Annotated in this window: 22 protein-coding genes; 11 read left to right on the top strand and 11 right to left on the bottom strand. The window is 34.2% G+C overall.

Going from position 1 to position 25,180, the window contains the following annotated elements; all coding sequences use genetic code 11:
• Positions 1–29: 29 nt before the first annotated feature.
• From KA893_RS11575 to KA893_RS11550, 6 genes are all read right to left on the bottom strand, one after another.
• On the bottom strand, positions 30–998 hold the full coding sequence (locus tag KA893_RS11575; RefSeq protein ID WP_002482780.1) for a carbohydrate kinase family protein: 969 nt from the start codon (positions 996–998) through the stop codon (positions 30–32).
• The gene (locus KA893_RS11570) at positions 995–2,479 is read right to left on the bottom strand and encodes a sucrose-6-phosphate hydrolase (protein WP_210125823.1); all 1,485 of its coding nucleotides are present in this window, start codon (positions 2,477–2,479) and stop codon (positions 995–997) included. The genes KA893_RS11575 and KA893_RS11570 overlap by 4 nt, the downstream gene beginning before the upstream one ends.
• Positions 2,480–2,564: 85 nt before the next feature.
• Positions 2,565–3,518, bottom strand: a complete 954-nt coding sequence (locus KA893_RS11565) for a LacI family DNA-binding transcriptional regulator (protein ID WP_002482778.1) — start codon at positions 3,516–3,518, stop codon at positions 2,565–2,567.
• 145 nt (positions 3,519–3,663) lie between these two features.
• Positions 3,664–3,888, bottom strand: a complete 225-nt coding sequence (locus KA893_RS11560) for a sulfurtransferase TusA family protein (protein WP_002482777.1) — start codon at positions 3,886–3,888, stop codon at positions 3,664–3,666.
• Between the two features lie 21 nt (positions 3,889–3,909).
• Positions 3,910–4,998: a YeeE/YedE family protein gene (locus KA893_RS11555; RefSeq protein ID WP_037538082.1), complete on the bottom strand. Its 1,089-nt coding sequence runs from the start codon at positions 4,996–4,998 to the stop codon at positions 3,910–3,912.
• A gap of 215 nt (positions 4,999–5,213) precedes the next feature.
• Positions 5,214–5,861 carry a redox-sensing transcriptional repressor Rex gene (locus tag KA893_RS11550; RefSeq protein ID WP_002482775.1) on the bottom strand — a complete coding sequence of 216 codons (648 nt, stop codon included), beginning with the start codon at positions 5,859–5,861 and terminating at the stop codon, positions 5,214–5,216.
• 145 nt (positions 5,862–6,006) lie between these two features.
• On the opposite strand from KA893_RS11550, the gene KA893_RS11545 reads away from it, so the two are divergent.
• Positions 6,007–7,935 (top strand): ABC-F family ATP-binding cassette domain-containing protein, encoded by a 1,929-nt coding sequence (locus KA893_RS11545; RefSeq protein WP_115338434.1) that lies wholly within the window; start codon positions 6,007–6,009, stop codon positions 7,933–7,935.
• Between the two features lie 364 nt (positions 7,936–8,299).
• Entirely contained in the window at positions 8,300–9,901 is a 1,602-nt protein-coding gene (locus KA893_RS11540; protein ID WP_037538078.1) for a MutS-related protein, read from the top strand.
• A 109-nt stretch (positions 9,902–10,010) separates the two neighbouring features.
• On the opposite strand, the gene KA893_RS11535 is transcribed toward KA893_RS11540, so the two are convergent.
• The 5 genes from KA893_RS11535 to tsaE form a co-directional block, all read right to left on the bottom strand.
• Positions 10,011–10,433: a VOC family protein gene (locus KA893_RS11535; RefSeq protein WP_002482772.1), complete on the bottom strand. Its 423-nt coding sequence runs from the start codon at positions 10,431–10,433 to the stop codon at positions 10,011–10,013.
• A 147-nt stretch (positions 10,434–10,580) separates the two neighbouring features.
• The gene (gene tsaD / locus KA893_RS11530) at positions 10,581–11,609 is read right to left on the bottom strand and encodes a tRNA (adenosine(37)-N6)-threonylcarbamoyltransferase complex transferase subunit TsaD (RefSeq protein ID WP_002482771.1); all 1,029 of its coding nucleotides are present in this window, start codon (positions 11,607–11,609) and stop codon (positions 10,581–10,583) included.
• Positions 11,602–12,066 (bottom strand): ribosomal protein S18-alanine N-acetyltransferase, encoded by a 465-nt coding sequence (gene rimI / locus KA893_RS11525; protein WP_002482770.1) that lies wholly within the window; start codon positions 12,064–12,066, stop codon positions 11,602–11,604. The genes tsaD and rimI overlap by 8 nt, the downstream gene beginning before the upstream one ends.
• Positions 12,039–12,701: a tRNA (adenosine(37)-N6)-threonylcarbamoyltransferase complex dimerization subunit type 1 TsaB gene (tsaB, locus tag KA893_RS11520; protein WP_041079878.1), complete on the bottom strand. Its 663-nt coding sequence runs from the start codon at positions 12,699–12,701 to the stop codon at positions 12,039–12,041. Before tsaB ends, rimI begins: the two co-directional genes overlap by 28 nt.
• Positions 12,682–13,143, bottom strand: a complete 462-nt coding sequence (tsaE, locus tag KA893_RS11515) for a tRNA (adenosine(37)-N6)-threonylcarbamoyltransferase complex ATPase subunit type 1 TsaE (protein ID WP_041079879.1) — start codon at positions 13,141–13,143, stop codon at positions 12,682–12,684. The genes tsaB and tsaE overlap by 20 nt, the downstream gene beginning before the upstream one ends.
• A 633-nt stretch (positions 13,144–13,776) precedes the next feature.
• On the opposite strand from tsaE, the gene ilvD reads away from it, so the two are divergent.
• The 9 genes from ilvD (at position 13,777) to ilvA (ending at position 24,767) form a co-directional block, all read left to right on the top strand.
• The gene (ilvD, locus tag KA893_RS11510; protein WP_210125821.1) at positions 13,777–15,465 is read left to right on the top strand and encodes a dihydroxy-acid dehydratase; all 1,689 of its coding nucleotides are present in this window, start codon (positions 13,777–13,779) and stop codon (positions 15,463–15,465) included.
• A 12-nt stretch (positions 15,466–15,477) separates the two neighbouring features.
• Positions 15,478–17,268 carry a biosynthetic-type acetolactate synthase large subunit gene (gene ilvB, locus KA893_RS11505; RefSeq protein WP_002482766.1) on the top strand — a complete coding sequence of 597 codons (1,791 nt, stop codon included), beginning with the start codon at positions 15,478–15,480 and terminating at the stop codon, positions 17,266–17,268.
• Positions 17,265–17,738 carry an acetolactate synthase small subunit gene (ilvN, locus tag KA893_RS11500; protein WP_002482765.1) on the top strand — a complete coding sequence of 158 codons (474 nt, stop codon included), beginning with the start codon at positions 17,265–17,267 and terminating at the stop codon, positions 17,736–17,738. Before ilvB ends, ilvN begins: the two co-directional genes overlap by 4 nt.
• A gap of 44 nt (positions 17,739–17,782) precedes the next feature.
• Entirely contained in the window at positions 17,783–18,787 is a 1,005-nt protein-coding gene (gene ilvC / locus KA893_RS11495) for a ketol-acid reductoisomerase (RefSeq protein WP_037538061.1), read from the top strand.
• Between the two features lie 150 nt (positions 18,788–18,937).
• Entirely contained in the window at positions 18,938–20,473 is a 1,536-nt protein-coding gene (locus tag KA893_RS11490; RefSeq protein WP_011302712.1) for a 2-isopropylmalate synthase, read from the top strand.
• Entirely contained in the window at positions 20,470–21,510 is a 1,041-nt protein-coding gene (leuB, locus tag KA893_RS11485; RefSeq protein WP_011302711.1) for a 3-isopropylmalate dehydrogenase, read from the top strand. Before KA893_RS11490 ends, leuB begins: the two co-directional genes overlap by 4 nt.
• Positions 21,511–21,527: 17 nt before the next feature.
• Positions 21,528–22,898: a 3-isopropylmalate dehydratase large subunit gene (leuC, locus tag KA893_RS11480; RefSeq protein ID WP_002482761.1), complete on the top strand. Its 1,371-nt coding sequence runs from the start codon at positions 21,528–21,530 to the stop codon at positions 22,896–22,898.
• 1 nt (position 22,899) lies between these two features.
• Positions 22,900–23,475 carry a 3-isopropylmalate dehydratase small subunit gene (gene leuD / locus KA893_RS11475; RefSeq protein WP_002482760.1) on the top strand — a complete coding sequence of 192 codons (576 nt, stop codon included), beginning with the start codon at positions 22,900–22,902 and terminating at the stop codon, positions 23,473–23,475.
• 23 nt (positions 23,476–23,498) lie between these two features.
• Positions 23,499–24,767 carry a threonine ammonia-lyase IlvA gene (ilvA, locus tag KA893_RS11470; protein WP_041079881.1) on the top strand — a complete coding sequence of 423 codons (1,269 nt, stop codon included), beginning with the start codon at positions 23,499–23,501 and terminating at the stop codon, positions 24,765–24,767.
• Positions 24,768–25,180 lie beyond the last annotated feature (413 nt).

Genomic DNA, 25,180 nt, shown 5'->3' with positions numbered 1-25,180 from the left:
GCTTTCTTTTTTGATTGCTTCAACAATTCCTATTTAATATTTAATGCTTCTTTCACTTTGTCTAGTGAAGGGATACTTTCTATTGCACCGTATTGCGTCGTGACGATAGCAGCAACATAATTACTAAATTCTAGGATAGCATGCCCCTCACTCTTCAGTAACTGGATTATATCTCGCTCATTACTATCCAATAATCTACTAATCACCGCACCAATAAATGCATCACCAGCACCTGTCGTATCAATCGCCTTCACTTTATAGCCTTGCTCAACAATTGTTGTTCCATCCTTTAAGTAAATTGCAGCACCTTCTGCACCTTTGGTATAAATAACCGCTTGGACATGTCCTTGAAATAGCCATTGAATTGCTTGGCTCTCATCTTCATATCCTGTCACAAATGACAGTTCTTCATCGGAAATTTTGATGATATCTGCAAAAGGTACAAATGCTTGAATTGCTGATTTACAATCCGCTTCACTATCCCATAACGGTAAACGCACATTAGGATCAAATACAACTGTCCCATTAGCATGTCTAACTTTTTCAATTAGGGCTTTATGGGCCATTTTCATCGGACTATCTACGAGGTCTACTGAACAAAAGTGTAGTATATCTTGTTCCGTTACTTCTATTTGACTCACTTGTTCTTCATTATATAGCATATCTGCCGAAGGCTTACGATAAAATGAAAAATCCCTTTCTCCCTCTTTAGTTAAACTTACAAATGCGAGCGCAGTATTCGCTTCAGATGAACGTTTCAAATATTGCGTACCGACACCCAAATCTTCTAATGTTTCTACGATAAGATCACCGAAAGCATCTTCTCCTAATTGGGTAATCATTTCTGCCTGACCACCTAATTTTGTCGTAGTACAAGCAACATTACAAGGTGCCCCACCAACTTGTCTCGAAAATCCTTCTACATCTTTGAGTTTAGAATCTGTTGTATTAGGTATAAAATCAATTAGTGCTTCACCTATTGCGAGTAGACGTCTCATTGTGTATCACCTTTCAAATCATATTTTGTAAATCGTAAGTATACTTGTCCTGATTCTGTTGATGTTTTAATGCCAGTTGCATCTTCTCCAGAAAATATTCTAGAGGACATCACTCGTTCTCCATCGTTACAGAAAATTTCAATACTTGAAGTATCTACATATAACTGTAACTGCGATAAAGGTGTATCTAAATAAGTACTACGAGACGTACCTTCTACAGGATTAGGCAATGGTCCACTTTCACTTCTATCAAATGTTAATTTTTGTTCTTTAGTATTATACGTAATTAGCGACGTCTCCGTTTTACTCGTTCTCACTTCAAAGTATACTTCTGTTGCTTCATTTTCCAAAATATCAATAATTAATTCAAACTGTTTACCTTCATATGGATGTAACTGTTTCGTAAATTTATTAGCATATCCCAAAGCAGTTTCTTCATTTGAACGTAACTTTTCTAGTGCTTTAATCGGACGTTGTTTTAAATTACCTTCGTCTACTGTAAGTACACGTGGAATAGTTAAACAATGTGCCCATCCGTCTTCATCAGTTGGATAATTAATTTCTGGTAAGCCCATCCAACCAATGAGTATACGCTGTCCTTGTTCATCTAAAAATGTTTGTGGCGCATAAAAATCAAATCCATGATCTAACTCATGAAAATCACCATGATTCATAGTTAATTGATTCATATCATATTGTCCCATGATGTAGCCTGATTGATAAATATTTCTAAACTGATCCCCTTCAGCGTCAATACCTTGTGGACAGAATAATAACATATCATATCCATTTAAATTGAAATAATCTGGACATTCCCACATAAAACCAAAATTATCTAAATTTGTTTGTATTTCACCTTGGAATTCCCAATTAACAATATCTGAGGATCGATATTGTAAAATACGACCTTGCTTGTCAATATTTTGTGCAGCAATTACAGCATAATATATACCATCTTTTTGATAAACTTTCGGGTCTCTAAAGTGTTGCGTGTAACCAAAAGGTGGTGCTGAAATGACAGGCTTTGGAAATTTTTTTATTTCTCCATTCTTTGTCATTTTTGCTATCTGTTGGGTAGAAATTCGATGCCAATCTTCATCGCGATGATTCGCAGTATACATATAATATAAATGCTGGTTATATTCAAATGCACTACCACTATATACACCATGACTATCGTCGTTTGTATCTGGTTTGAGTGTTGGTCCTACTGCATTAAAATGAATAAGATCTTTACTCGTATATGTATACCAATATTTTAGTCCATGCACTGGTCCTAATGGGAACCACTGATGTGATATATAATAATTACCATTAAAATATATCAATCCATTTGGATCATTAAGTAAACCTGATTTAGGTTGTATATGAAAAGTTTGTCTGTATTTAGATTGATTAACACGTTCTGTTAATTCAGCTAAATATTGTTGATCTGCGTCTTCATATTTTTGATAACGTGCTTCCTTTGTCCACTCTACCATTTCGAGCTTCCTCCTAGTTTCAAGTAATTCATTGTCATTTTTGGTACCGGTTCCATTTATTCATATTTATAATATCATGTTTCGTTTAATTTTTAAACGAATGGTCAATTTCAATAGTGATTTGTTTTTCTACGTCTTTATGTTGTATTAATTGATTTAATTTTTCCATAGCAACTTCTCCTGCATAATCAAAAGCATATCTCACCGTATGTATAGATGGCGAAACAATTTTTGTAACTGGATCTCCACCAAAACCAACGATATATTTAGACATATGATGTTCCGAATTATATTTATGAACAGCTAAAGCTATCGAATCAGTCCCCCCTACGATGGCATCAAAATGTGGATATTTTTGTAATACGCTAGCTACGTCTGGTTTGGCTTCTTGATAGTTAAAAGATGTTATCGAAATACTGGGCTCAATACCATGAACTTTAAGTCCATCGATAAATCCTTGCTTTCTATATATACCTACAGCCGTATCTGTCTCCGTAACACCAAAAAATTGAATATCCTTATAGCCCTGTTTTCCCAGTGTATCTCCAACAAGATAACCAGCTTGATAATCATCGTGAACAATACAATGTAATTGTTCATGAGTTTGACCAACAATGATCACAGGTACATTGATTTTATGAATCACTTCTAAATGTTTATCTGTAATATCTGTGGCCATAAAGATAATCCCGTCCACTTTACTTCTGTAAAAAGTCTCTAGTGCATCTAGTTCTAAATCTGAATTCAAATTGGTGTAATTAAGCAATAGCCTATAATTTTGTTTATCGCATATCGTTTTAACACCTTTAATCGTTTCATCAACTGCAAACGAATTCATTCTTGGTATGATAGCGCCTATCATATTTGTACGATATGCTCTTAAGCTTTGTGCGAATTGATTCGGCTGATAATCATGTTCATGTATGATTTTATCTAATTTTTCTTTTGTTTTCATACTTACCGAGCCATCATTTAAATATCTAGAAACTGTACTTTTAGAGACACCGGCTAGTTTTGCTATATCATCAATATTTTTCATAGTTTCTCACTCTCATTACTTCACTATTATGAACAATATCAATTCTATCATAATGGAATCGCTTTAAATACTATTTAAATTAAAAACCAATTTGCTTCAATCAAGGTATACTACCTTAGATTAAACAAATTGGTTTAATGTATATTTAAGCTTTTTGAATTGTAATCGTCCATGAAGCATCGTCTAATTGTTCGTAATTCGTTACGGGGTAACCTTGCTCTGCTGCCCAATTAGGTAATGCTTCTGTTGCTTGTGTACAATCGAAGTCAATTTTTAATTCTTCACCATTGTCTAATGTATTCATTTTCTTTTGTGCTTCTATTAATGGAAATGGACAAACCATTCCAACTGTACCTAATTCATGTACCATATCGTATTACCTCCATTTTAATTATGATGTTTGCGTTTGTGATGAAACTTTCGTGTTTGAAGTTTGGCTTTGTGCTTTTTTCATTGGTCTAATAAATACAAAATAACTCATTGTCCATGCGCCTAATATCATTGAAGCAAGTGCAATCCAGCCTTTCCATGACATTGTCGCTGTCTCAACTAAACCATTCCCTATAGAGCAACCACCTGCTACAGATGCACCAAATCCCATTAACACACCGCCTATAATACTATTGCGTATTGTTTTTTTATCCGGTAATCTCCATTTAAACTCTTTAGCACCTTTAGCCGCAATATAAGAGCCAAAGAATATACCTAGAACCAGGAAGACACCCCAGTCCAATAATTTCAAGTCACCCGTTACAAAAAATTGTACCAAGTTTGCAGAAGGTGTTGTAATACCTAAACCATACATTCTACCAGTTGATTCACTCACTGGCCATGCGAGCAATGCGATAAGTCCTACTGCGATTGCTGCCACAAATGGGTGATATTTTTTCTCAAATAAATAATGACGTATACCTGTGAATTTTTGCTTTAATTTAGGTACTGCAAATTTTGGTTTTGGTTTACGTAATGTTTTTACTACGAAGAATAAAGTGATTACTATGAGTACAATTACGAAAACCCAGGTTGGAATACCTGTTGTTTGTGACATACTCGTATTTACATTAGTAGGTTTATTTAAACCGTTCATTAATGGTAGTAATAAACCAAATTTTGTTGCGGCGGAAGTAAAAGCATAAGCAATTAACGCCATCCAACTACCGATTAGTCCTTCACCAGCTCTATACCATGTTCCTGTAGCACAGCCACCTGCCATAATAATACCTAATCCAAAAATAAATGATCCAATCACTGTACCAATGATAGGATATGTTGACTCTGGTATTTCAACTAATCCTGTTGAAGTTAATAGCAATAAGCCAATACTTTGTACAGAAATCGCAATTAATAAGGCGTAAAACATTTTGTTACTCTTTTGAATATACATATCCCTAAATCCACCAGCTAGACAAAATCGTGTTCGCTGCATAACAAACCCCAATAGAGCGCCTACGACCAGTCCACTGATAATTAACCATGTCATATCATAACCTCTTTCCCGATAAAATCAATAAGATTAATAATATTAGATTTCGTATAAAATTTCAACCTTACAGTTTCACGAAAATTTATTTTAAAAATCAGCTAGCTTTTAAAATAATTAACAACTCGAAGACAAATAAAAAACTAGCTTTCCATAAATACTTTGTCCACATGGTTATCACATGCCGTATTTATCAAAAACTAGTTCATTACATTTTATTTATGACTATAATTCTTCATAAAGAATAATAAAGATTGCAGTTCTATACCCAAATCAATGTGATGTACTTGTACATCGGATGGCGTTTGTACACGACTAGGCGTAAAGTTCAATATACCTTTAACGCCTGCTTTCACTAATGTATCAGCAACCTTCTGAGCCGCTTCCTCAGGCGTTGTCAGAATAACGACATCTATCTGTTCATGCGATAGTATGTCTGTAATTTTTTCAAATGGACTAACTGTCACTTTCCCTATTTGTGTACCAATGACCTCTTCTCGAATATCAAATGCTTCTGTTATTGTCATTTCATCATGTATTGAGAAGTTATATGTTAATAATGCTTTACCTAAGTTCCCTACACCTACAATTGCAATCTTAATTTCATCGTTTTCGCTTATTTCGTTTTTAAAAAAATGTAATAAGCTATCTATATTATAGCCGTAACCCTTTTTACCTAATTCACCAAAATATGAAAAATCCCTACGTATCGTTGCAGAATCAATGTTTAAGCCTTCACTAATTGCTTTTGAATTAACTCTGTCTATACCTTTTGATTTTAATGTATTGACGAATCTATAATATAACGGTAAACGTTTCAATGTAGCACGAGGAATCTTTTCGCTTTGATTAGCCAAGATCATTTCCCCCTATTTCAATGTCTAATACTGTATAATCTTATAATCACTACAACATTATACATGAATGCATCATAAAAATAAACAATGATAGTTTTAACCACAGCGTGAATACTGTAGAATGATAATTGAATAGAGAGGTGCAAATCGGATGATATTATTACAACTTAATGATTTAACAAAGTCATTCGACGGTGAAGATATTTTTAACAATGTGGATTTCGAAGTCAAAACGGGCGAACGTATTGGAATTGTCGGACGTAATGGAGCTGGAAAATCAACATTAATGAAAATAATCGCTGGCGTCGAAGGGTATGATAGTGGTTATGTATCTAAAAGTAAAAATTTAAAACTTGGTTACTTAACACAACAAATGACCTTAGACACAAATCAAACTGTATTTGAAGAAATGTCTAAGACATTTGAAGCAATGAAAAAATTAGAACTAGAAATGAAAAAAGAAACGGATTGGCTTGCACAACATGCCAATGAATACGATACAGAAGCATATAAAATACATATTGATCGTTATGAGTCATTATCAAACACATTTGAACAACAAGATGGCTATCAATATGAAAGTAAAATTAAAACGGTGCTACATGGCTTAAACTTCACTGAATCAGATTTTAATAGACCCATTAATGATTTTAGTGGTGGTCAAAAGACCCGACTATCTTTAGCACAAATGTTACTAAGTGAACCAGATTTATTATTACTCGATGAGCCTACCAACCATTTAGACATGGAAACAACTCAATGGCTAGAAAGTTATTTGAATTATTTTAACGGGGCCATTGTAATCATCAGTCACGATAGATACTTCTTAGATAAAATTGTCACTCAAATATATGATGTAGCACTCGGTGATGTACAACACTATGTAGGAAACTATGCACAATTCATAGAACAACGAGATAAGTATTACGAAAAGCGCATGCAAGCCTATGAAAGTCAACAAGCTGAAATCAAACGCTTAGAAACATTCGTAGAAAAAAACATTGCGCGTGCCTCTACGACTGGGATGGCAAAAAGTCGTCGCAAAAAGTTAGATAAAATCGATCGCATTAATAAACCTATGATTGATGCTAAAAGTACAAATATTCAATTTGATTTCGACCGTAATACAGGTAATGACGTATTCCATATAAAAAATCTAGAGATTGGGTACAATACACCTATTACAAAAGGGATTAATATCGAAGTTACAAAGGGTGATCATATCGCTATTATTGGCCCGAATGGTATAGGTAAATCAACTTTAATTAAAACCATCGCTGGTCTACATGATCAATTAGGCGGCGAAGTCACAACGGGTGCCAATTTAAAAATAGGTTACTATGATCAAAAGCAAGCTGAATTTAAATCAAATAAAACGATCTTAGATTATTTATGGGATCAATACCCTACTATGAATGAAAAAGATATCAGAGCTGTTTTAGGTCGTTTCCTATTCGTTCAAGAAGATGTAAAAAAAATTATTAATGATTTATCTGGTGGAGAAAAAGCACGACTGCAACTCGCTTTATTAATGTTAGAACGTAATAATGTACTCATATTAGATGAGCCTACCAACCATCTAGATATTGATTCTAAAGAGATGTTAGAACAAGCTTTGGATAATTTTAAGGGCACAATTCTTTTTGTTTCACATGACCGTTATTTCATTAATCAACTTGCTAATAAAGTATATGATTTAAATTATGACGGTGGCACGATGTATTTAGGTGATTATCAATACTTCATTGAAAAAGTAGAAGAGCAAGCAGCAATACAAGCGAAAAAAGACTCAGAGAATCCTACTTCACCTGAAATAGAAGCATCAACAACTAATTCTTATATTGATCAGAAAGCTCAGAAACGTGAACAACGTCAAATCGAACGCCAAATTGAAACTTGTGAAGCAGATATTGAGCAATTTGAAGCGCAAATTAATGAAATCAATGAGCAGCTCACATTACCTGATGTATATTCAAACCCTGAAAAAGCGAATGATTTAGCAATATCCAAACAACATACCGAACAAAAATTAGAACAGGTTATGTCTGAATGGGCAGAATTACAAGAAAAGTTAATTTAAACGCTCATCCTATTAAAAAATGAAAGTAGAATTTTCTACTTTCATTTTTTTATTTCATGATTCATCACCAAAACTATTCACACAAAAAAACTTATGATAAAAGCTATCCACAAAGTTATCCTAGTTATCCACAAGTAAAATGTAATGTTTATTTCTATATAAAATTCAGAATTCAATCCCTATCCACACCATTTGCACCGACTTATCCACAAGTTGTGCACTATTTGTTGATAAGTACGCACGTTCCCTATTGACATCATTTTTGTCTCATGTAGTCATAGACAAATCTAGTTTGTGAAACAAATGAGACAATGTCATAATGAACAAGTACAAATTTAAGTTATTGAAAGGAAGTTTTGTAACTATGCCTGCAATTTTATGGTTTATTATTGCATTGATATTAGCCTCCCTATTATTAACAATCATCATGCCTATCATTGAAAATAAAAAATTAATGACAAAGATAAAAATGTTATGGTCAGCACAACGACCATTAGAATCATTCATTAGACCAAATCATAATTATAGTTATCAATTCGATACATATAAGCATAAGCATGATAGCGATGAACTACTCGATGATAAAACCTGGTCCGATTTAAATTTAGATAGTGTGTTGCAAAATATGAATTTTAATTTTACAGCAATTGGTGAAATGAGACTTTTTGCTACATTAAGACAGATGTTTGAAGTAAATAATCAGTCACTCATACATCACTTTAAATCGGATAGTCATTTTAGAAATCAACTGTCATTGCACTTAGCACAAATCGGAAAATCTATTTATCCAATTTTTCCTGATCAAATTGCATTTATAAAACGAAATCACTTTTATATGATTTGTACATATATCCCTATTGTAGGTTTACTTTTATCTTTCATATCACCAAGTGTTGGAATCCCATTAATCATCATTGCTTGTATTTATAATATGATTTTGAGTGGTTTCTTAAAACGGACATTTGAGCAAGATTTAAATTCAATGTTCTATACATCTAATGTTATTAAAAAAGCATATGCAATTCAGCAACTTGAACAAACACCTAGTTTAGATGTTAATTTCAAACATTTTACGACAGCACGTCGTTTTAGTGGATTACTCGGGCGCGTGAATACGAATGATGAAACTTCAATTTTCTCAATGCTTTTTAAATTAATATTTATGTTGGATTACCATTTGTTCCATTTAATTCAAAATAGTTTTAAAACATACGAAGATGAAGTAATGGCCTGTTATGATTATGTAGCAAGTATCGATAATCATTATGCCGTTGCTTTATGGCAAGAAACATTAGATGACTATACCATACCTGAACCATCACAGAATGACTCGATTATATTTGAAAATTTAACCCATCCGCTCATCTCTGATGCAGTACCTAATTCCTTAACGGTAGATCAACATATTTTATTAACTGGTTCTAATGCTTCAGGCAAATCAACATTTATGAAAGCCGTCGCTTTGAATATTGTGTTATCTCAAACAATTCATACTGCAACAGCGCATAAATTTATTTACAAACCAGGGCTTGTTTATACTTCAATGGTTAATCAAGATGATATTTTATCTGGAGATAGTTACTTCATGAGTGAAGTTAAATCGATTAAACGCCTTTTCGATATTCAATCACATAAAAAGATATATGTATTTATTGATGAAATTTTCAAGGGCACCAATACAACGGAACGGATTGCAGCATCAGAATCCGTATTAACTTATTTAAATCATTTACAATCTTTTAGAATCATTGCAGCTACACACGATATTGAGTTATCCACTTTATTAGAAGATACTTATTCAAATTATCATTTTAATGAATCCATCACAGATAATGAAATCTCTTTTGATTTTAAAATTAAAGCAGGCAAAGCTGATACCAGAAATGCGATTGAATTATTACGCATAATGGAATTTCCAAATCATGTTTACCATCGTGCTAAAGCTAAAGCAAATCATAATAATTAAAAATAGGAGCATATGACGTAATCAAAAATCACTTTGATTACATGATATGCTCCATTACTTAAAAAACACTTATTGAATATTAAGCGTATTTTATAATTTGATATACGACTTATTCTGCATTAATCATCCATGTAATACCGAATGGATCGTTGAACATACCATAAAATTCAGACCATTGCGTAGCACCTAATGGCATCGTCACTTCACAACCAGCTTCAACAGCTTTATCAAAAAATGCTTGAGCAGCTGCTTTATCCGCTTCATTACTATGGTTAAAAGTAAATGTCACGATGACACCACTATTATCAATCTTTTTATTTTTCCACGTGTCACTACAATAAAATCTTTCTCCAAGTATTTCAAAAGATGCATTCATCGTAAAATCTGGAGGTACTTGAAATTCTTCAGGCATATCATTAAACATCTCATTGTCTCCGCTAACACGTTGAATATTTGTTGCTCCTAAATGTTTTTCATAAAAATTTAATGCTGCTAAGCTATTTTGAAAATTGAAATATTGTACAGCTTTCATTTTATTTCTCATCCTTTAAAAATCTTCATCTCAAAAAATTTTATGTTGTTCAATTAATCTAAAATACCTATACCCTTATTTCATTTGTTTAAATTTAACTTACTAACAAAAAAACTGAGATATAAATATCTCAGTTCTTTTATTATTTTATGATTCAATTGAACATTGTTCAATATCCATATGATTGTAACCATTTAATGCCATATCTGCAGTCACACCAGCTTTAAATAAATAATAACCTGCAGCGCCTATCATTGCTGCATTATCTGTACATAGTTTAGGACTAGGTATGGATAAATTGATGTCATTTGACTCACATGCGGATGCTAAATGCGCTCTTAATCCTTTATTACTTGCAACACCACCAGCTACTATAAGTTGATTCACGTTATAATTTTTACATGCCGCTATTGTTTTACCAACCAATACTTCAACGACACTATTTTGAAAACTTGTAGCTACGTTTGCTTCATTTATTGCTTCACCTTTTTGGCGTAAGTTATGCAATTTATTAATTACTGCACTTTTTAAACCACTAAAGCTAAAATCATAACTGTTTTTATCTAACCATACTCTAGGGAAATCGTAACTATCCTCACCATGAGCCGCTAAATTATCTACTTGAGGTCCCCCCGGATAACTTAATCCAATGGTTCTCGCTACTTTATCATACGCCTCACCAACAGCGTCATCTCGCGTTTCACCGATCACTTCAAAGCTCAAATGATTTTTCATATAAACTAATTCAGTATGTCCCCCTGAAACAATCAGTGCGATTAAAGGGAACTGTAATGGCTTTTCTAGATGATTCGCATAAACATGACCAGCAATATGATGAACTGGAATTAATGGTTTATCATAAGCAAATGCAAGTGCTTTTGCAGCATTAATCCCTACCAATAATGCACCTATCAAGCCAGGTCCTTGTGTTACAGCCACTGCATCAATATCATTCATTGTAGTATTGGCACTGTTTAATGCCTCATCAATGGTTGTCGTAATCCCTTCAACATGATGTCTGCTTGCTACCTCAGGGACAACACCGCCAAATCGTTTATGACTCTCAATTTGACTTAATACGATATTACTAAGTATGTTTTTTCCATTTTCAATAATGCTAACACTTGTTTCATCACAGCTTGATTCTATCGCTAATATCAATGTTGTTTCACTCATTTAAATTCACCCACATCACTATTGCATCCTCACCTTCACCATAATAATTTTTACGTTTTCCTCCATATTGAAAACCTAAATTCGTATACACATGTTGTGCTACATCGTTATCAACTCGTACTTCTAAACTCATCACGTCACATTTTGTCTGCACGTAATTCATAGCATACTTAAGCAATAACTGTCCTAACCCGTATCCTCTATATGTTTCATCAATGGCAATTGTGGTAATTTGTGCTTGATCTATAACTAACCAAATTCCGATATAACCAATAATTTTTTCATTAAATTCTATAACAAAATAATGAGCAAATTCATTTTGCTCTACTTCGTGATAAAATGCATCAATTGACCAACTACTATCATTAAAACTATTTCTTTCAATATCAAATACTTGTGGCACATCATTTAAACCCATTAAACGAATATTTAATTCTTGTTCTGTTGGTCTAACCAATTTCTCTCTGCCTCTGATATTTTAATATAGTTGGGTTTGAATTGATGAATTTCAGTTGGATGATCAATCAGTGCTTTCATTTCTTTTGCTTTTGGCAAATTAGGTATGCAGTCATGGTTTAATAAATCAGCTAATTTTTCTGTATCTGCCCCTACAAATTTAAAAGGTTCACCTTGTTTATATAGCAATTCCTTTAACATTGTAATCGAAAGATACTGATCTTCAATCAATTGTACTAAATGTCCATTTTGATAGTGATATACACCTGAATAAACTGCTTCTCGTCTTGCGTCAAAGACAGGTACAATTAAAATGTTTTCTTCCTTTACTGTAGCTGCTAAGGCTTTTAATGAGGACACACCGTATAACTTCGTATTAAGTGCATATGCCAATGTTTTAGCTACAGTCACACCTATTCTTAAGCCAGTATAAGATCCTGGACCTTCCGCAACAATAATTGCATCAAGTTCCTTTTTATCTAATTGACTTTCTTCTAATATATTAGCAATTGCTGGCATCAATTGAACAGAATGGTTCTTTTTTTCATTTGTATTAAACTCACTTAGTACTTTATCATCTTGCATAATAGCAACAGATAAAGGCTGATTAGATGTATCAATCAGTAGATAATTCACGCAAAATCGACTCCTTAATATCTATATAATGCTTTCCAATAGCGTTCAATTCTATGGTTCTTTCTGTAGGGCTTATAGCTTTAATATCTAGTGTTAGTGACGTTACAGGAAGGTATTCTGAAATAAATTGACTCCACTCTATTAATACAATCGCTTGATCTTCAAAATATTCATCAAAGCCTAAATCTTCTTCCGTATTTTCTAATCTATAGCAATCCATATGGTGTAATTTCAGATGACTACCTTGATAAGATTTTATGATATTAAAAGTAGGAGAATTAATATTTCTCTTCACGCCCAATGCTTTGCCTATAAACTGACTTAACGTTGTCTTACCCGCACCTAAATCACCATTTAACAAAATCACATCACCAGCGGATAAATATTTTGTTAAAATGCCAGCAAATGTTTCCATATCTTCTAAATTTTTAATTTTTATCATTGGCCTCTCCTTTTTAAAGCAACTTCACAATTTATTGTGAATAGTTGCTTTTATGCATGAGCTTTTGCTCAAGTATTCTGCTAACATGATTTGGTTAGCGACATTTATGCATGAGCTTCAGCTCAGGTATTCCTTCATTAAATTTATTGTGCGTAGCTGATTTTCTTATTTAATATGAGTTAGCTTATGAATAGCCTTGTCATTTACTAACGGTTTTATATATATCTTAAAATTAACTACTCTAGTTTAACAAATTTTTCCATATAATACTTCAAAGTGAAACAATTTCCTTTAATTTTGAAATATTTGAATTGACAGAAAAATAAAAAAAGTTATTGACACAACCCATTTGATGTAGTAAATTTAATTTATCAAATTTTTAGACATTTCAAACAAATCAGAAAAAATAAACCATTCTATCGAGAGGAGTATAATAAAATGACCAAACATACAACGCAAGCTCAACCAACAACTTCAAATATTTTAGTCATTTTATTATGCTCATAGGACTGGAACTTTAGTAAAGAAACTACTAAACGTTTAAGTCCTTATTCTAGTTGAATGGGACTTTAAAGTGTCCCAATAAATTATTGGGACACTTTTTTTATTTTCAATTTTATGGGGGAATTAAATATGAGAAGTGACATGATCAAAAAAGGAGATCAACAAGCACCAGCAAGAAGTCTTTTACATGCAACGGGTGCATTAGAAAAACCAACAGATATGAACAAGCCATTCGTGGCAATTTGTAACTCATATATTGATATTGTCCCTGGACACGTACATCTTAGAGAATTAGCAGACATAGCTAAAGAAGCCATTCGTGAAGCTGGTGCGATTCCCTTTGAATTTGACACAATCGGTGTAGATGATGGTATTGCAATGGGCCATATTGGAATGAGATATTCTCTACCATCTAGAGAAATCATAGCTGATGCAGCTGAAACAGTTATTAATGCACATTGGTTTGATGGTGTATTCTACATCCCAAATTGCGATAAAATTACACCAGGCATGTTATTAGCATCTGTTCGTACCAATGTACCAGCTATCTTTTGTTCGGGTGGTCCAATGAAAGCCGGTTTATCTTCAGAAGGTAAAGCTTTAACACTTTCTTCAATGTTCGAAGCAGTTGGTGCATTTAAAGATGGATCTATTTCAAAAGATGAATTTTTAGATATGGAACAAAATGCTTGTCCAACTTGTGGTTCATGTTCTGGTATGTTTACTGCGAATTCAATGAACTGTTTAATGGAAGTGTTAGGGTTAGCCCTTCCATATAATGGTACTGCACTTGCAGTAAGTGACCAACGTAGAGAAATGATTAGAGAAGCTGCATTCAAACTAGTAGATAATATTAAAAACGATCTTAAACCAAAAGATATTGTAACCCGAGAAGCAATTGACGATGCTTTTGCATTAGACATGGCCATGGGTGGTTCAACCAATACTGTACTGCATACACTTGCTATCGCAAATGAAGCAGGTATTGATTATGATTTAACAAGAATTAATGAAATTGCTAAGAAAACACCATATCTTTCAAAAATAGCACCAAGCTCATCCTATTCAATGCATGATGTACATGAAGCTGGTGGTGTTCCAGCTATCATAAACGAATTATTTAAAAAAGAAGGTACATTGCATCCAGATAGAATTACAGCTACAGGTAAAACATTACGTGAAAACAATGAAGATAAAGAAATCTTAAATAGTGATGTTATAAGACATTTAGATAATCCATATGATAAACAAGGTGGACTTTCCATCCTTTATGGAAATATCGCTCCCAAAGGTGCTGTTATAAAAGTTGGTGGTGTAGACCCTTCCATTAAAGTCTTTAAAGGTAAAGCAATTTGTTTTGACTCACATGACGAAGCTGTCGAAGCGATTGATAACCATGATGTTCGTGAAGGTCACGTAGTTGTTATCCGATATGAAGGCCCTAAAGGTGGTCCAGGGATGCCAGAAATGTTAGCCCCTACTTCATCCATTGTAGGACGAGGCTTAGGAAAAGATGTAGCGCTTATCACAGATGGAAGATTTTCAGGTGCTACACGTGGTATTGCTGTTGGTCATATATCACCAGAAGCTGCAGCAGGTGGTCCAATTGGATTAATAGATGACGGAGATGAAATAACGATTGATTTAACGAACCGTACATTAGATCTCAATGTTTCAACTGAAGAATTAGACGCTAGAAAGCAAAACGTAAAACCATTTAAAGCAAAAGTAAAAACAGGTTATCTTGCGCGTTACACTGCATTAGTAACAAGTGCTAATACAGGTGGTATCATGCAAGTACCAGAAAATCTCATTTAAGGAGTGAGCATTATGTCTAAACAAACGGAAACACTTGAAAATGAATTGTCAGAAAATTTTGATTCTTTAGAAGCAGCTGAAGCCGTTGAACCTGAGGTAGAGTTAGAACAACAAACAATAGATGAGATGAAATCCGGGTCAGAATTGTTAGTAGAATCACTTGCAAATGAGAACGTAGACTTTATCTTTGGGTATCCGGGTGGTGCAGTACTCCCCCTTTACGACACATTTTATGATGGGAAAATTGAACATATCTTAGCAAGACATGAACAAGGTGCTACACACGCAGCTGAAGGGTATGCAAGAGTATCCGGTAATACAGGCGTTGTTGTCGTAACAAGCGGGCCAGGAGCAACCAATGCAATTACAGGTATTGCTGATGCTTATAGTGACTCATTGCCACTTGTTGTCATCACTGGTCAAGTCGCTACACCTGGTATTGGTAAAGATGCTTTCCAAGAAGCTGATTTACTTTCAATGACAACACCAATAACAAAACACAATTATCAAGTGAAAAATGTAAACGACATCCCTACTATCATTCATGAAGCGTTTCATATCGCCAATACTGGTAGAAAAGGTCCAGTTGTAATTGATTTTCCAAAAGATATGGGGATCTTATCAACAAACGCACAAGTAACAGAAGAATTAGAATTACCAGGTTATTCCGTACCAAATCAACCTAAAAAAGAAGAAATTCAAAAACTACGTGATTATTTAAAAAGTGCTAAAAAGCCTGTTGTACTTTCAGGTGCAGGTATTAATCATGCCAAAGCCAATAAAGTATTTACTGAATTTGTAAATAGACATCAATTACCTGTCGTTAGTACGCTATTAGGTCTCGGTGCTATACCATATGAACATCCCCTATTTTTAGGTATGGGTGGTATGCACGGCTCATATGCCAGCAATATGGCATTAACGGATTGCGATTTACTCATTAACTTTGGTAGTCGGTTTGACGATAGATTAGCAAGTGATCCAGAATCATTTGCACCAAATGCCAAAATAGTACATGTGGACATCGACGCATCTGAAATAAATAAAATCATCAAAGTAGATTTAGGTATCGTTGCTGACTGTAAAGCAACTTTAGAAGCATTATTAGATTTCGATAGTTATTCAATTAGACATGATGACTGGTTAGAAACTTGTAATGAAAATAAAGCTAAACAACCTTTTGCATATAAAGAAGATGAGGACGGCGTATTTTCTAAACCTCAAAGAACGATTGAATATATTGGTGAAATTACACAAGGTGACGCCGTAGTAACTACCGATGTCGGACAACATCAAATGTGGGTTGCCCAATTCTTTCCATTTAAAAATCATGGTCAATTAGTAACAAGTGGTGGTCTCGGCACAATGGGATTTGGTATCCCTGCTGCTATTGGAGCAAAACTTGCAGCACCTGATAAAACAGTCGTTGCCTTTGTTGGTGATGGTGGATTCCAAATGACAAACCAAGAAATGGCCATTTTAGAAGAATACAACCTTGATATCAAGATTGTCATTATTAACAACGGTACACTCGGCATGGTTAAGCAATGGCAGGATAAATTCTTTAATAAACGTTTCTCTCACTCAGTATTTAATGGCCAACCAGACTTTTTGAAATTAGCTGAAGCTTACAACGTGAAAGGTTACTTAGTTGAAAATCCAAGCCAATTAGAACAACAGTTAGATGCAGCTTTTCAACATGAAGGACCTGCACTCATTGATGTACGTATTTCACCTATTGAACCTGTATCACCAATGGTACCAAGCGGCAAAGCTAATCATGAAATGGAGGGTCTATTATGAGAAGGACTTTTAGAACAAAAGTAAGAGATAAAGCTGGGACGTTAAATCGCTTAACAAGTATCTTCGTCCGTAGACAGTTTAACATCGTGACATTGTCAGCGACTCCAACTTTAGAAGAAGGTATTTCGGACATTACTTTTGTAGCAGAAGTACCTGATAGAGATGTGTTACGTAATCTACTTCAACAACTAGAAAAACAAATAAACATTATTGATGTTGAAGACATTACTGAAAGTAACACTTACAACAGAGAGTTGGTGCTAGTGAAATTAAAAACACCGACGAATCAGCAAGATTTACAAAATGTAATCAAACCATATGATGCGCTAGTCTCTATATTAAAACATGAAGCACCTTTTACGTATCTTCAAGCTTCAGGCCCACAATATACAATGGACAACTTATTAGATGATCTATCATCATATGAAATTGAACAAGTTTCTAGAACTGGTTCAGCAGCATTAGTTTAACAAAGCTTCAACTATACTTAATTACAAAAATGGAGGATTTTATTATGACAACAGTTTATTATGACCAATCAGTTACGAAAGACGCTTTACAAGGTAAAAAAGTAGCAATCATAGGCTATGGTTCTCAGGGACACGCACATGCTCAAAATTTAAAAGACAACGGTTATGATGTCATTATCGGAATCAGACCTGGACGTTCTTTTGACAAAGCTAAAGATGATGGCTTCGAAGTATATCCTGTAGATGAAGCAGCAAAACAAGCTGATGTCATCATGGTGTTATTACCAGATGAAATTCAAGGCCAAGTATATAAAGAAGAAATTGAACCAAACTTAGAAGCAAACAATGCATTAGTATTCGCGCATGGTTTTAATATTCATTTCGGTGTTATTCAACCACCAGAAAACGTAGATGTATTCTTAGTAGCGCCTAAAGGACCTGGACATTTAGTACGTCGTACATTTGCTGAAGGAAGCGCAGTCCCTGCCCTATTCGCAGTTGAACAAGATCCGAGTGGTGAAGCTAGAGATTTAGCATTAAGCTATGCTAAAGGTATCGGTGCAACACGTGCAGGTGTATTAGAAACATCATTTAAAGAAGAAACAGAAACAGATTTATTCGGTGAACAAGCAGTGCTTTGTGGTGGTACGACTAAATTAGTACAATCTGGTTTCGAAACGTTAGTAGAAGCAGGTTACCAACCAGAAATTGCATACTTTGAAGTATTGCATGAAATGAAATTGATTGTTGATTTAATGTATGAAGGCGGTATGGAAAATATGCGCTATTCAATTTCAAATACAGCTGAATTTGGTGACTATGTTTCTGGACCACGTATTATCACACCGGATGTTAAAGATAATATGAAAGCTGTATTAGATGATATTCAAAAAGGAAACTTCAGTGATCGATTCATTAAAGATAATCAAAATAATTTTGAAGAATTCCATAAATTAAGAGAAGAACAACATGGTCATCAAATCGAAGCGGTTGGTAGAGAACTCCGTGATATGATGCCATTCATCAAATCTAAGAGCATTGAAAAATAATTAGGCAAACTACCATATCTATCGATAAAAATGACATCAAGCTAAGTTTTAATGCAAATCGTAATATTTTGCATTAGCTAACTTGGTAAGATGTTTCAAATTTCTCGATAAATATGATTGTCTAAAATTCATTTATAGGAGATGTTGAAAATGAGTAGCCATATTCAAATTTTTGATACAACACTAAGAGACGGCGAACAAACACCTGGCGTAAATTTTTCATTCGATGAAAGATTAAAGATTGCTAAACAACTTGAAAAATGGGGCGTAGACATTATTGAAGCAGGTTTCCCCGCTTCTAGTTCTGGTAGTTTCAAATCAGTTGAAGCTATTGCTAAAACATTAACTACTACCGCTGTCTGTGGCTTAGCACGTTGTGTAAAAAAAGACATAGATGCAGTATACGAATCAACTAAAGCAGCAGCTAAACCTAGGATTCATGTATTTATTGCAACAAGCCCTATCCATCGTGATTCAAAACTAATGATGTCAAAAGAAGAAGTATTAGCATCTATTAAGGAGCATGTTTCTTATGCTAAACAATATTTTGATGTTGTTCAGTTTTCACCAGAAGATGCAACAAGAACGGAATTACCATTTTTAATTGAATGTGTTCAAACAGCTGTTGATGCAGGCGCTAGTGTAATTAACATCCCTGATACTGTAGGTTTTAGCTATCCTAAAGAATATGGTGAAATTTTCAAAACATTACAAGAATCTGTTCATGCTGATCATGATGTGATTTATAGCGCACATTGTCACGATGATTTAGGCCTAGCAGTAGCAAATAGTATGGCAGCAATAGAGAATGGCGCAAAACGTATTGAAGGCACGCTTAATGGTATTGGCGAACGTGCTGGTAATACAGCTTTAGAAGAAGTTGCACTGGGCCTTTATGTTAGACAAGATCATTATGATAATCAAACTCAAATTAATTTAGAAGAAACAAAACAAACATCTGATTTAATTGCTCGATTCGCAGGTATTCGAGTCCCAAGAAACAAAGCCATTGTTGGACAAAACGCATTTAGTCATGAATCAGGTATACACCAAGATGGCGTTCTTAAAAATCCAGAAACTTATGAAATTATGACACCCCAACTTGTCGGAGTTAAAACAACAGAATTACCACTTGGTAAACTTTCTGGTAAGCACGCTTTTGCAGAAAAACTAACTGCCCTAGGTTACGATGTTGATCCTGAAGAACAAAAAACTTTATTCAAACAATTTAAAACGGTCGCTGATAAGAAAAAAGCAGTAACTGATCGTGACATCCATGCTTTAATTCAAGGTACGGAACATGAACAAAATGCAATTTATAAAGTAGAGACACTTCAATTACAATTTGTTTCTAATGGTTTACAAAGTGCTGTCGTTGTAATTAAAGATATAGACGGTAATACGTACCAAGATTCAAGTATTGGAACAGGCTCCATTGTTTCTGTATACAACGCTGTTGATCGTATCTTTGATCGTAAAACAGAACTTATTGAATATCGCATAGACTCTGTTACTGAAGGCACAGATGCTCAAGCTGAAGTACATGTTCAGATTAAGATAGATGATCAAATTGTTACTGGTGTAGGTATTGACCACGATATCTTACTCGCTTCTTGTAAATCATATGTTGAAGCGCATGCGAAATATGTAGCTAATACAAAAGTGGAAGAAGGTATTCATTCATGAGTTATAAGATTGTAGCCCTTCCTGGAGACGGAATTGGACCAGAAATATTAAATGGTTCATTAGAAATATTACAACAGCTAAGTAAAGAATTTCATTTTGAATATGAATTAGAATCACATGACTTTGGTGGTATTGCTATAGATAATCATGGCAAACCACTTCCAGATTCCACATTAAATGCTTGTAAAAATGCAGACGCAATCCTATTAGGTGCTGTGGGGGGACCCAAGTGGACAGATCCAAATAATAGACCAGAACAAGGTTTACTTGGCATTCGTAAAGCTTTGGGTCTGTTTGCAAATATACGCCCCACTACAGTTACAAATGGCACAAGCCATTTATCCCCTATTAAAGAAGAACGTGTCGCAAATACAGATTTTATTTTAGTAAGAGAATTAACCGGTGGCATCTATTTTGGTGAACCAAAACAATTAAGTGAAAACGACGCACTGGATTCCTTGACTTATACTAGAGATGAAATCGAAAGAATTGCTAGAGTTGGTTTTGAATTAGCTCAAAAGCGTCATAAAAAGTTAACTTCAGTTGATAAAGAAAATGTACTTTCATCTAGTAAATTATGGAGAAATGTAATAAATGAAGTATCTCAATCATATCCTGATGTTGAGGTAAACCATTTACTCGTCGATGCTTGTGCCATGCACTTAATAACAAATCCATCACAATTTGATGTCATTGTGACAGAAAATTTATTTGGCGATATTTTAAGTGACGAAGCTTCAGTCATTCCTGGTTCTTTGGGATTATCACCTTCAGCAAGCTTTAGCGAACAAGGTCCAAGACTATATGAACCTATTCATGGTTCAGCTCCAGATATTGCAAATCAAGATATTGCCAATCCTTTTGGCATGTTACTATCCGTGGCAATGTGTCTTAGAGAAAGTCTAAATGAAGACAAAGCAGCAGATAAATTAGAAAATGTTATATATCAATTAATAAAAGAAGGAAAAACAACCCGTGATCTCAATGGTAATTATCTTACATCAGAAATTTTTAATTACGTCAAAGAAAATCTTTAAAAAGGAGGAGATGTCATATGGGTAAAACACTATTTGATAAAGTTTGGAACAAGCATGTCTTAACTGGTAAAGAAGGTGACCCACAATTATTATATATTGACCTACATCTAATACATGAAGTCACATCTCCTCAAGCTTTTGAAGGATTAAGACTACAAAATAGACAATTGCGTAGACCTGATTTAACCTATGCAACACTTGATCATAACGTGCCAACGGTCGATATTTTCAATATTAAAGATGAAATTGCAAACAAACAAATCACAACTTTACAAAAAAATGCAAAGGCCTTTGGTGTTCATATTTTTGATATGGGATCCGATGAACAAGGTATCGTTCATATGGTTGGCCCAGAAACAGGATTGACTCAACCAGGAAAAACCATCGTCTGCGGTGACTCACATACTGCGACTCATGGTGCTTTTGGTGCAATCGCTTTTGGTATTGGTACAAGTGAAGTTGAACACGTTTTTGCAACACAATCACTTTGGCAAACTAAACCTAAAAATTTAAAAATTGAAGTAAATGGTAAATTACCTACAGGTGTTTACGCAAAAGATATTATTTTGCATCTTATCAATCAACATGGTGTTGATTTCGGTACTGGTTATGCTCTAGAATTTTCTGGTGAAACAATTCGCAGTTTATCCATGGAAGCGAGAATGACAATTTGCAATATGGCTATAGAAGCTGGTGCAAAATACGGTATGATGGCTCCAGATGAAACAACTTTTGAGTATGTTAAAGGACGTCCTTATGCTACAAATTATAAATATGATATTGATGCATGGCGCGAACTATATACTGATGAAGATGCAGAATTTGATAGAGTGATCACTTTAGATGTAACTGATCTAGAACCTCAAGTAACTTGGGGTACAAATCCTGAAATGGGTGTAAGTTTTAATACGCCCTTCCCTGAAATACAAAATGTAAATGATGAACGTGCTTATAATTACATGGGCCTTCAACCTGGTCAAAAAGCTGAGGACATAGACTTAGGTTATGTATTCTTAGGTTCTTGTACTAATGCTCGCCTTTCTGACTTGGTTGAAGCAAGTCACGTCGTTAAAGGGAATAAAGTACACCCAAACATTACTGCAATTGTTGTACCAGGTTCACGTACAGTTAAGATAGAAGCTGAAAAATTAGGTCTTGATAAAATATTTAAAGACGCTGGTTTTGATTGGAGAGAGCCTGGATGCTCCATGTGCCTGGGAATGAATCCAGACCAAGTGCCTAATGGTGTACATTGTGCTTCTACGAGTAACCGTAACTTTGAAGGACGACAAGGTAAAGGCGCTCGTACTCATTTAGTATCACCTGCAATGGCAGCAGCTGCTGCTATTAATGGAAAATTTGTAGATGTTAGAAAGGTGGTTGTATAAAATGGAAATCAAACCAATCACAACATACACTGGTAAAGTCGTACCACTTTTTAATGACAATATTGATACCGATCAAATTATTCCAAAAGTACATTTAAAACGTATTTCTAAGTCAGGTTTTGGACCTTTTGCATTTGATGAATGGCGCTATTTAGATGATGGTTCTGATAACCCAGATTTTAATCCTAATAAACCAGAATATAAAGATGCTTCAATTTTAATTACTGGTGAAAATTTTGGATGTGGATCCAGTCGTGAACATGCGGCATGGGCTATTAAAGACTATGGTTTTGACATTATTATCGCCGGTAGCTATAGTGATATTTTTTATATGAATTGTACTAAAAATGCAATGTTGCCTATTGTATTAGACAAAGAAGCAAGAGAGTATCTAGCAGATGCTGGAGAGATTACAATAGATTTACCAAATCAAACTGTTTCGACAAAAGATAAATCATTTGATTTTCAAATTGATGAAACATGGAAGAAAAAACTCGTCAATGGACTTGATGATATTGATATCACTTTACAGTTTGAAGATGCAATCAAAAATTACGAAGCAGCAAAAACATACTAATTAATACAAAAAGGGTGAAACTAATGACTGTAAAAACAACAGTTTCTTCAAAGGATATAGATGAAGCTTATTTACAATTAAAAGATATAGTTAAAGAGACACCATTACAAAAAGATCACTATTTATCACAAAAATATGATTGTAACGTTTATTTAAAACGTGAAGATTTGCAATGGGTTAGGTCATTTAAACTCAGAGGTGCATATAACGCGATTATTGCTTTAGATGAAGCTGATCGTCAAAACGGTATCACGTGTGCAAGTGCGGGTAATCATGCACAAGGCGTAGCTTATACAGCTAGTAACTTAAACTTGAATACTGTCATATTTATGCCAGTAACTACCCCACTTCAAAAAATTAACCAAGTGAAATTCTTTGGTGGCGACAATACTGAAGTCGTATTAACTGGTGATACTTTTGACGACTGCCTTAAAGAAGCCCTTGTTTATACTGAAGAAAATAAAATGAACTTTATTGACCCTTTTAATAATATTTATACTATTGCTGGTCAAGGCACATTAGCTAAAGAAATACTTGAACAATCTAAAGATAACGACATTCAATTCGATTATTTATTTGCTGCAATCGGTGGTGGTGGTTTAATTTCTGGAGTTGGTACTTATTTCAAAACGCATTCTCCAGAAACTTCAATTATAGGTGTTGAGCCTGCGGGTGCAGCAAGTATGTATACTTCAGTAGTATTGGAAAATCAACTAGTTACTTTACCAGATATTGATAAATTTGTAGATGGCGCATCTGTAGCGCGTGTTGGACAAATTACTTTTGATATTTCTAAAGATATCGTTGATGATTATATCCAAGTACATGAGGGTGCTGTTTGTTCAACTATTTTAGATATGTACTCTAAACAAGCTATTATTGCTGAACCTGCGGGTGCATTAAGTGTAGCTGCACTTGATCAATATCAAGCAGAAATCAAAGGAAAAACTGTTGTCTGTGTTGTTAGTGGTGGCAATAATGATATTAATCGTATGAAGGAAATTGAAGAACGTTCATTATTATTTGAAGAGATGAAGCATTACTTCATCCTAAATTTCCCGCAACGTCCAGGCGCATTAAGAGAATTTGTTAACGAAGTACTTGGTCCTAAAGATGATATTACGAAATTTGAATATCTCAAAAAATCTTCCCAAAATACTGGAACTGTAATTATAGGTATTCAGTTGAATAATCATAAAGATTTGGGACATTTAAAAGCAAATGTTGATGAATTTGATAAATCAAATATTTATATTAACGAAAATAAAATGTTATATTCATTGCTGATTTAAGCATTATAAGAGGCCTAATCCTTACTATATAGGGTTAGGCCTCTTTATATTTAAAATTATTTTGCAATTTTGATCGTACATTACTTGTTAGGTGTATGTTTGCTCCTGTAGTCGCACTCATTCTATTTACTGCAGTAAGTACGTTCATATATAGAGTGTCTTTCCAATTTATTGGATTTAGTTATTCTTACATACGAGTTTTGACTTGTATGTTCATTTAATCAATACCGCTTGTAAGCTCGCTTCGTCTTTTGCTCAGTTCGTCAGCTTCAAACACTTTCTCATAATAGCTTATTTTAGGCTTTTCAGTTCTTCGAACTGGAGAAGTTAAGCCTTTTTTGACATAAAAAAAAGAGACCTCTCGGTCTCGGCTCATCGCATCCTATTAATGCTGCCTGGCAACGTCCTACTCT

The sequence above is a fragment of the Staphylococcus sp. GDY8P126P genome (genome assembly GCF_017891965.1).
Classification (GTDB): domain Bacteria; phylum Bacillota; class Bacilli; order Staphylococcales; family Staphylococcaceae; genus Staphylococcus; species Staphylococcus saprophyticus.
This window is presented reverse-complemented; position numbering and strand designations above follow the sequence as displayed.

What these genes read in the sequence shown, in the direction of transcription:
- KA893_RS11535 (WP_002482772.1), bottom strand. Translation starts at nt 10,433, where the DNA reads ATGAAAGCTGTACAATATTTCAATTTTCAAAATAGCTTAGCAGCATTA.
- KA893_RS11565 (WP_002482778.1), bottom strand. Translation starts at nt 3,518, where the DNA reads ATGAAAAATATTGATGATATAGCAAAACTAGCCGGTGTCTCTAAAAGT.
- leuD (WP_002482760.1), top strand. Translation starts at nt 22,900, where the DNA reads ATGGAAATCAAACCAATCACAACATACACTGGTAAAGTCGTACCACTT.
- leuC (WP_002482761.1), top strand. Translation starts at nt 21,528, where the DNA reads ATGGGTAAAACACTATTTGATAAAGTTTGGAACAAGCATGTCTTAACT.
- leuB (WP_011302711.1), top strand. Translation starts at nt 20,470, where the DNA reads ATGAGTTATAAGATTGTAGCCCTTCCTGGAGACGGAATTGGACCAGAA.
- KA893_RS11555 (WP_037538082.1), bottom strand. Translation starts at nt 4,998, where the DNA reads ATGACATGGTTAATTATCAGTGGACTGGTCGTAGGCGCTCTATTGGGG.
- KA893_RS11550 (WP_002482775.1), bottom strand. Translation starts at nt 5,861, where the DNA reads ATGATCTTGGCTAATCAAAGCGAAAAGATTCCTCGTGCTACATTGAAA.
- ilvB (WP_002482766.1), top strand. Translation starts at nt 15,478, where the DNA reads ATGTCTAAACAAACGGAAACACTTGAAAATGAATTGTCAGAAAATTTT.
- tsaE (WP_041079879.1), bottom strand. Translation starts at nt 13,143, where the DNA reads ATGATAAAAATTAAAAATTTAGAAGATATGGAAACATTTGCTGGCATT.
- KA893_RS11540 (WP_037538078.1), top strand. Translation starts at nt 8,300, where the DNA reads ATGCCTGCAATTTTATGGTTTATTATTGCATTGATATTAGCCTCCCTA.
- ilvD (WP_210125821.1), top strand. Translation starts at nt 13,777, where the DNA reads ATGAGAAGTGACATGATCAAAAAAGGAGATCAACAAGCACCAGCAAGA.
- KA893_RS11490 (WP_011302712.1), top strand. Translation starts at nt 18,938, where the DNA reads ATGAGTAGCCATATTCAAATTTTTGATACAACACTAAGAGACGGCGAA.
- ilvC (WP_037538061.1), top strand. Translation starts at nt 17,783, where the DNA reads ATGACAACAGTTTATTATGACCAATCAGTTACGAAAGACGCTTTACAA.
- ilvN (WP_002482765.1), top strand. Translation starts at nt 17,265, where the DNA reads ATGAGAAGGACTTTTAGAACAAAAGTAAGAGATAAAGCTGGGACGTTA.
- ilvA (WP_041079881.1), top strand. Translation starts at nt 23,499, where the DNA reads ATGACTGTAAAAACAACAGTTTCTTCAAAGGATATAGATGAAGCTTAT.
- KA893_RS11575 (WP_002482780.1), bottom strand. Translation starts at nt 998, where the DNA reads ATGAGACGTCTACTCGCAATAGGTGAAGCACTAATTGATTTTATACCT.
- KA893_RS11560 (WP_002482777.1), bottom strand. Translation starts at nt 3,888, where the DNA reads ATGGTACATGAATTAGGTACAGTTGGAATGGTTTGTCCATTTCCATTA.
- tsaD (WP_002482771.1), bottom strand. Translation starts at nt 11,609, where the DNA reads ATGAGTGAAACAACATTGATATTAGCGATAGAATCAAGCTGTGATGAA.
- KA893_RS11570 (WP_210125823.1), bottom strand. Translation starts at nt 2,479, where the DNA reads ATGGTAGAGTGGACAAAGGAAGCACGTTATCAAAAATATGAAGACGCA.
- KA893_RS11545 (WP_115338434.1), top strand. Translation starts at nt 6,007, where the DNA reads ATGATATTATTACAACTTAATGATTTAACAAAGTCATTCGACGGTGAA.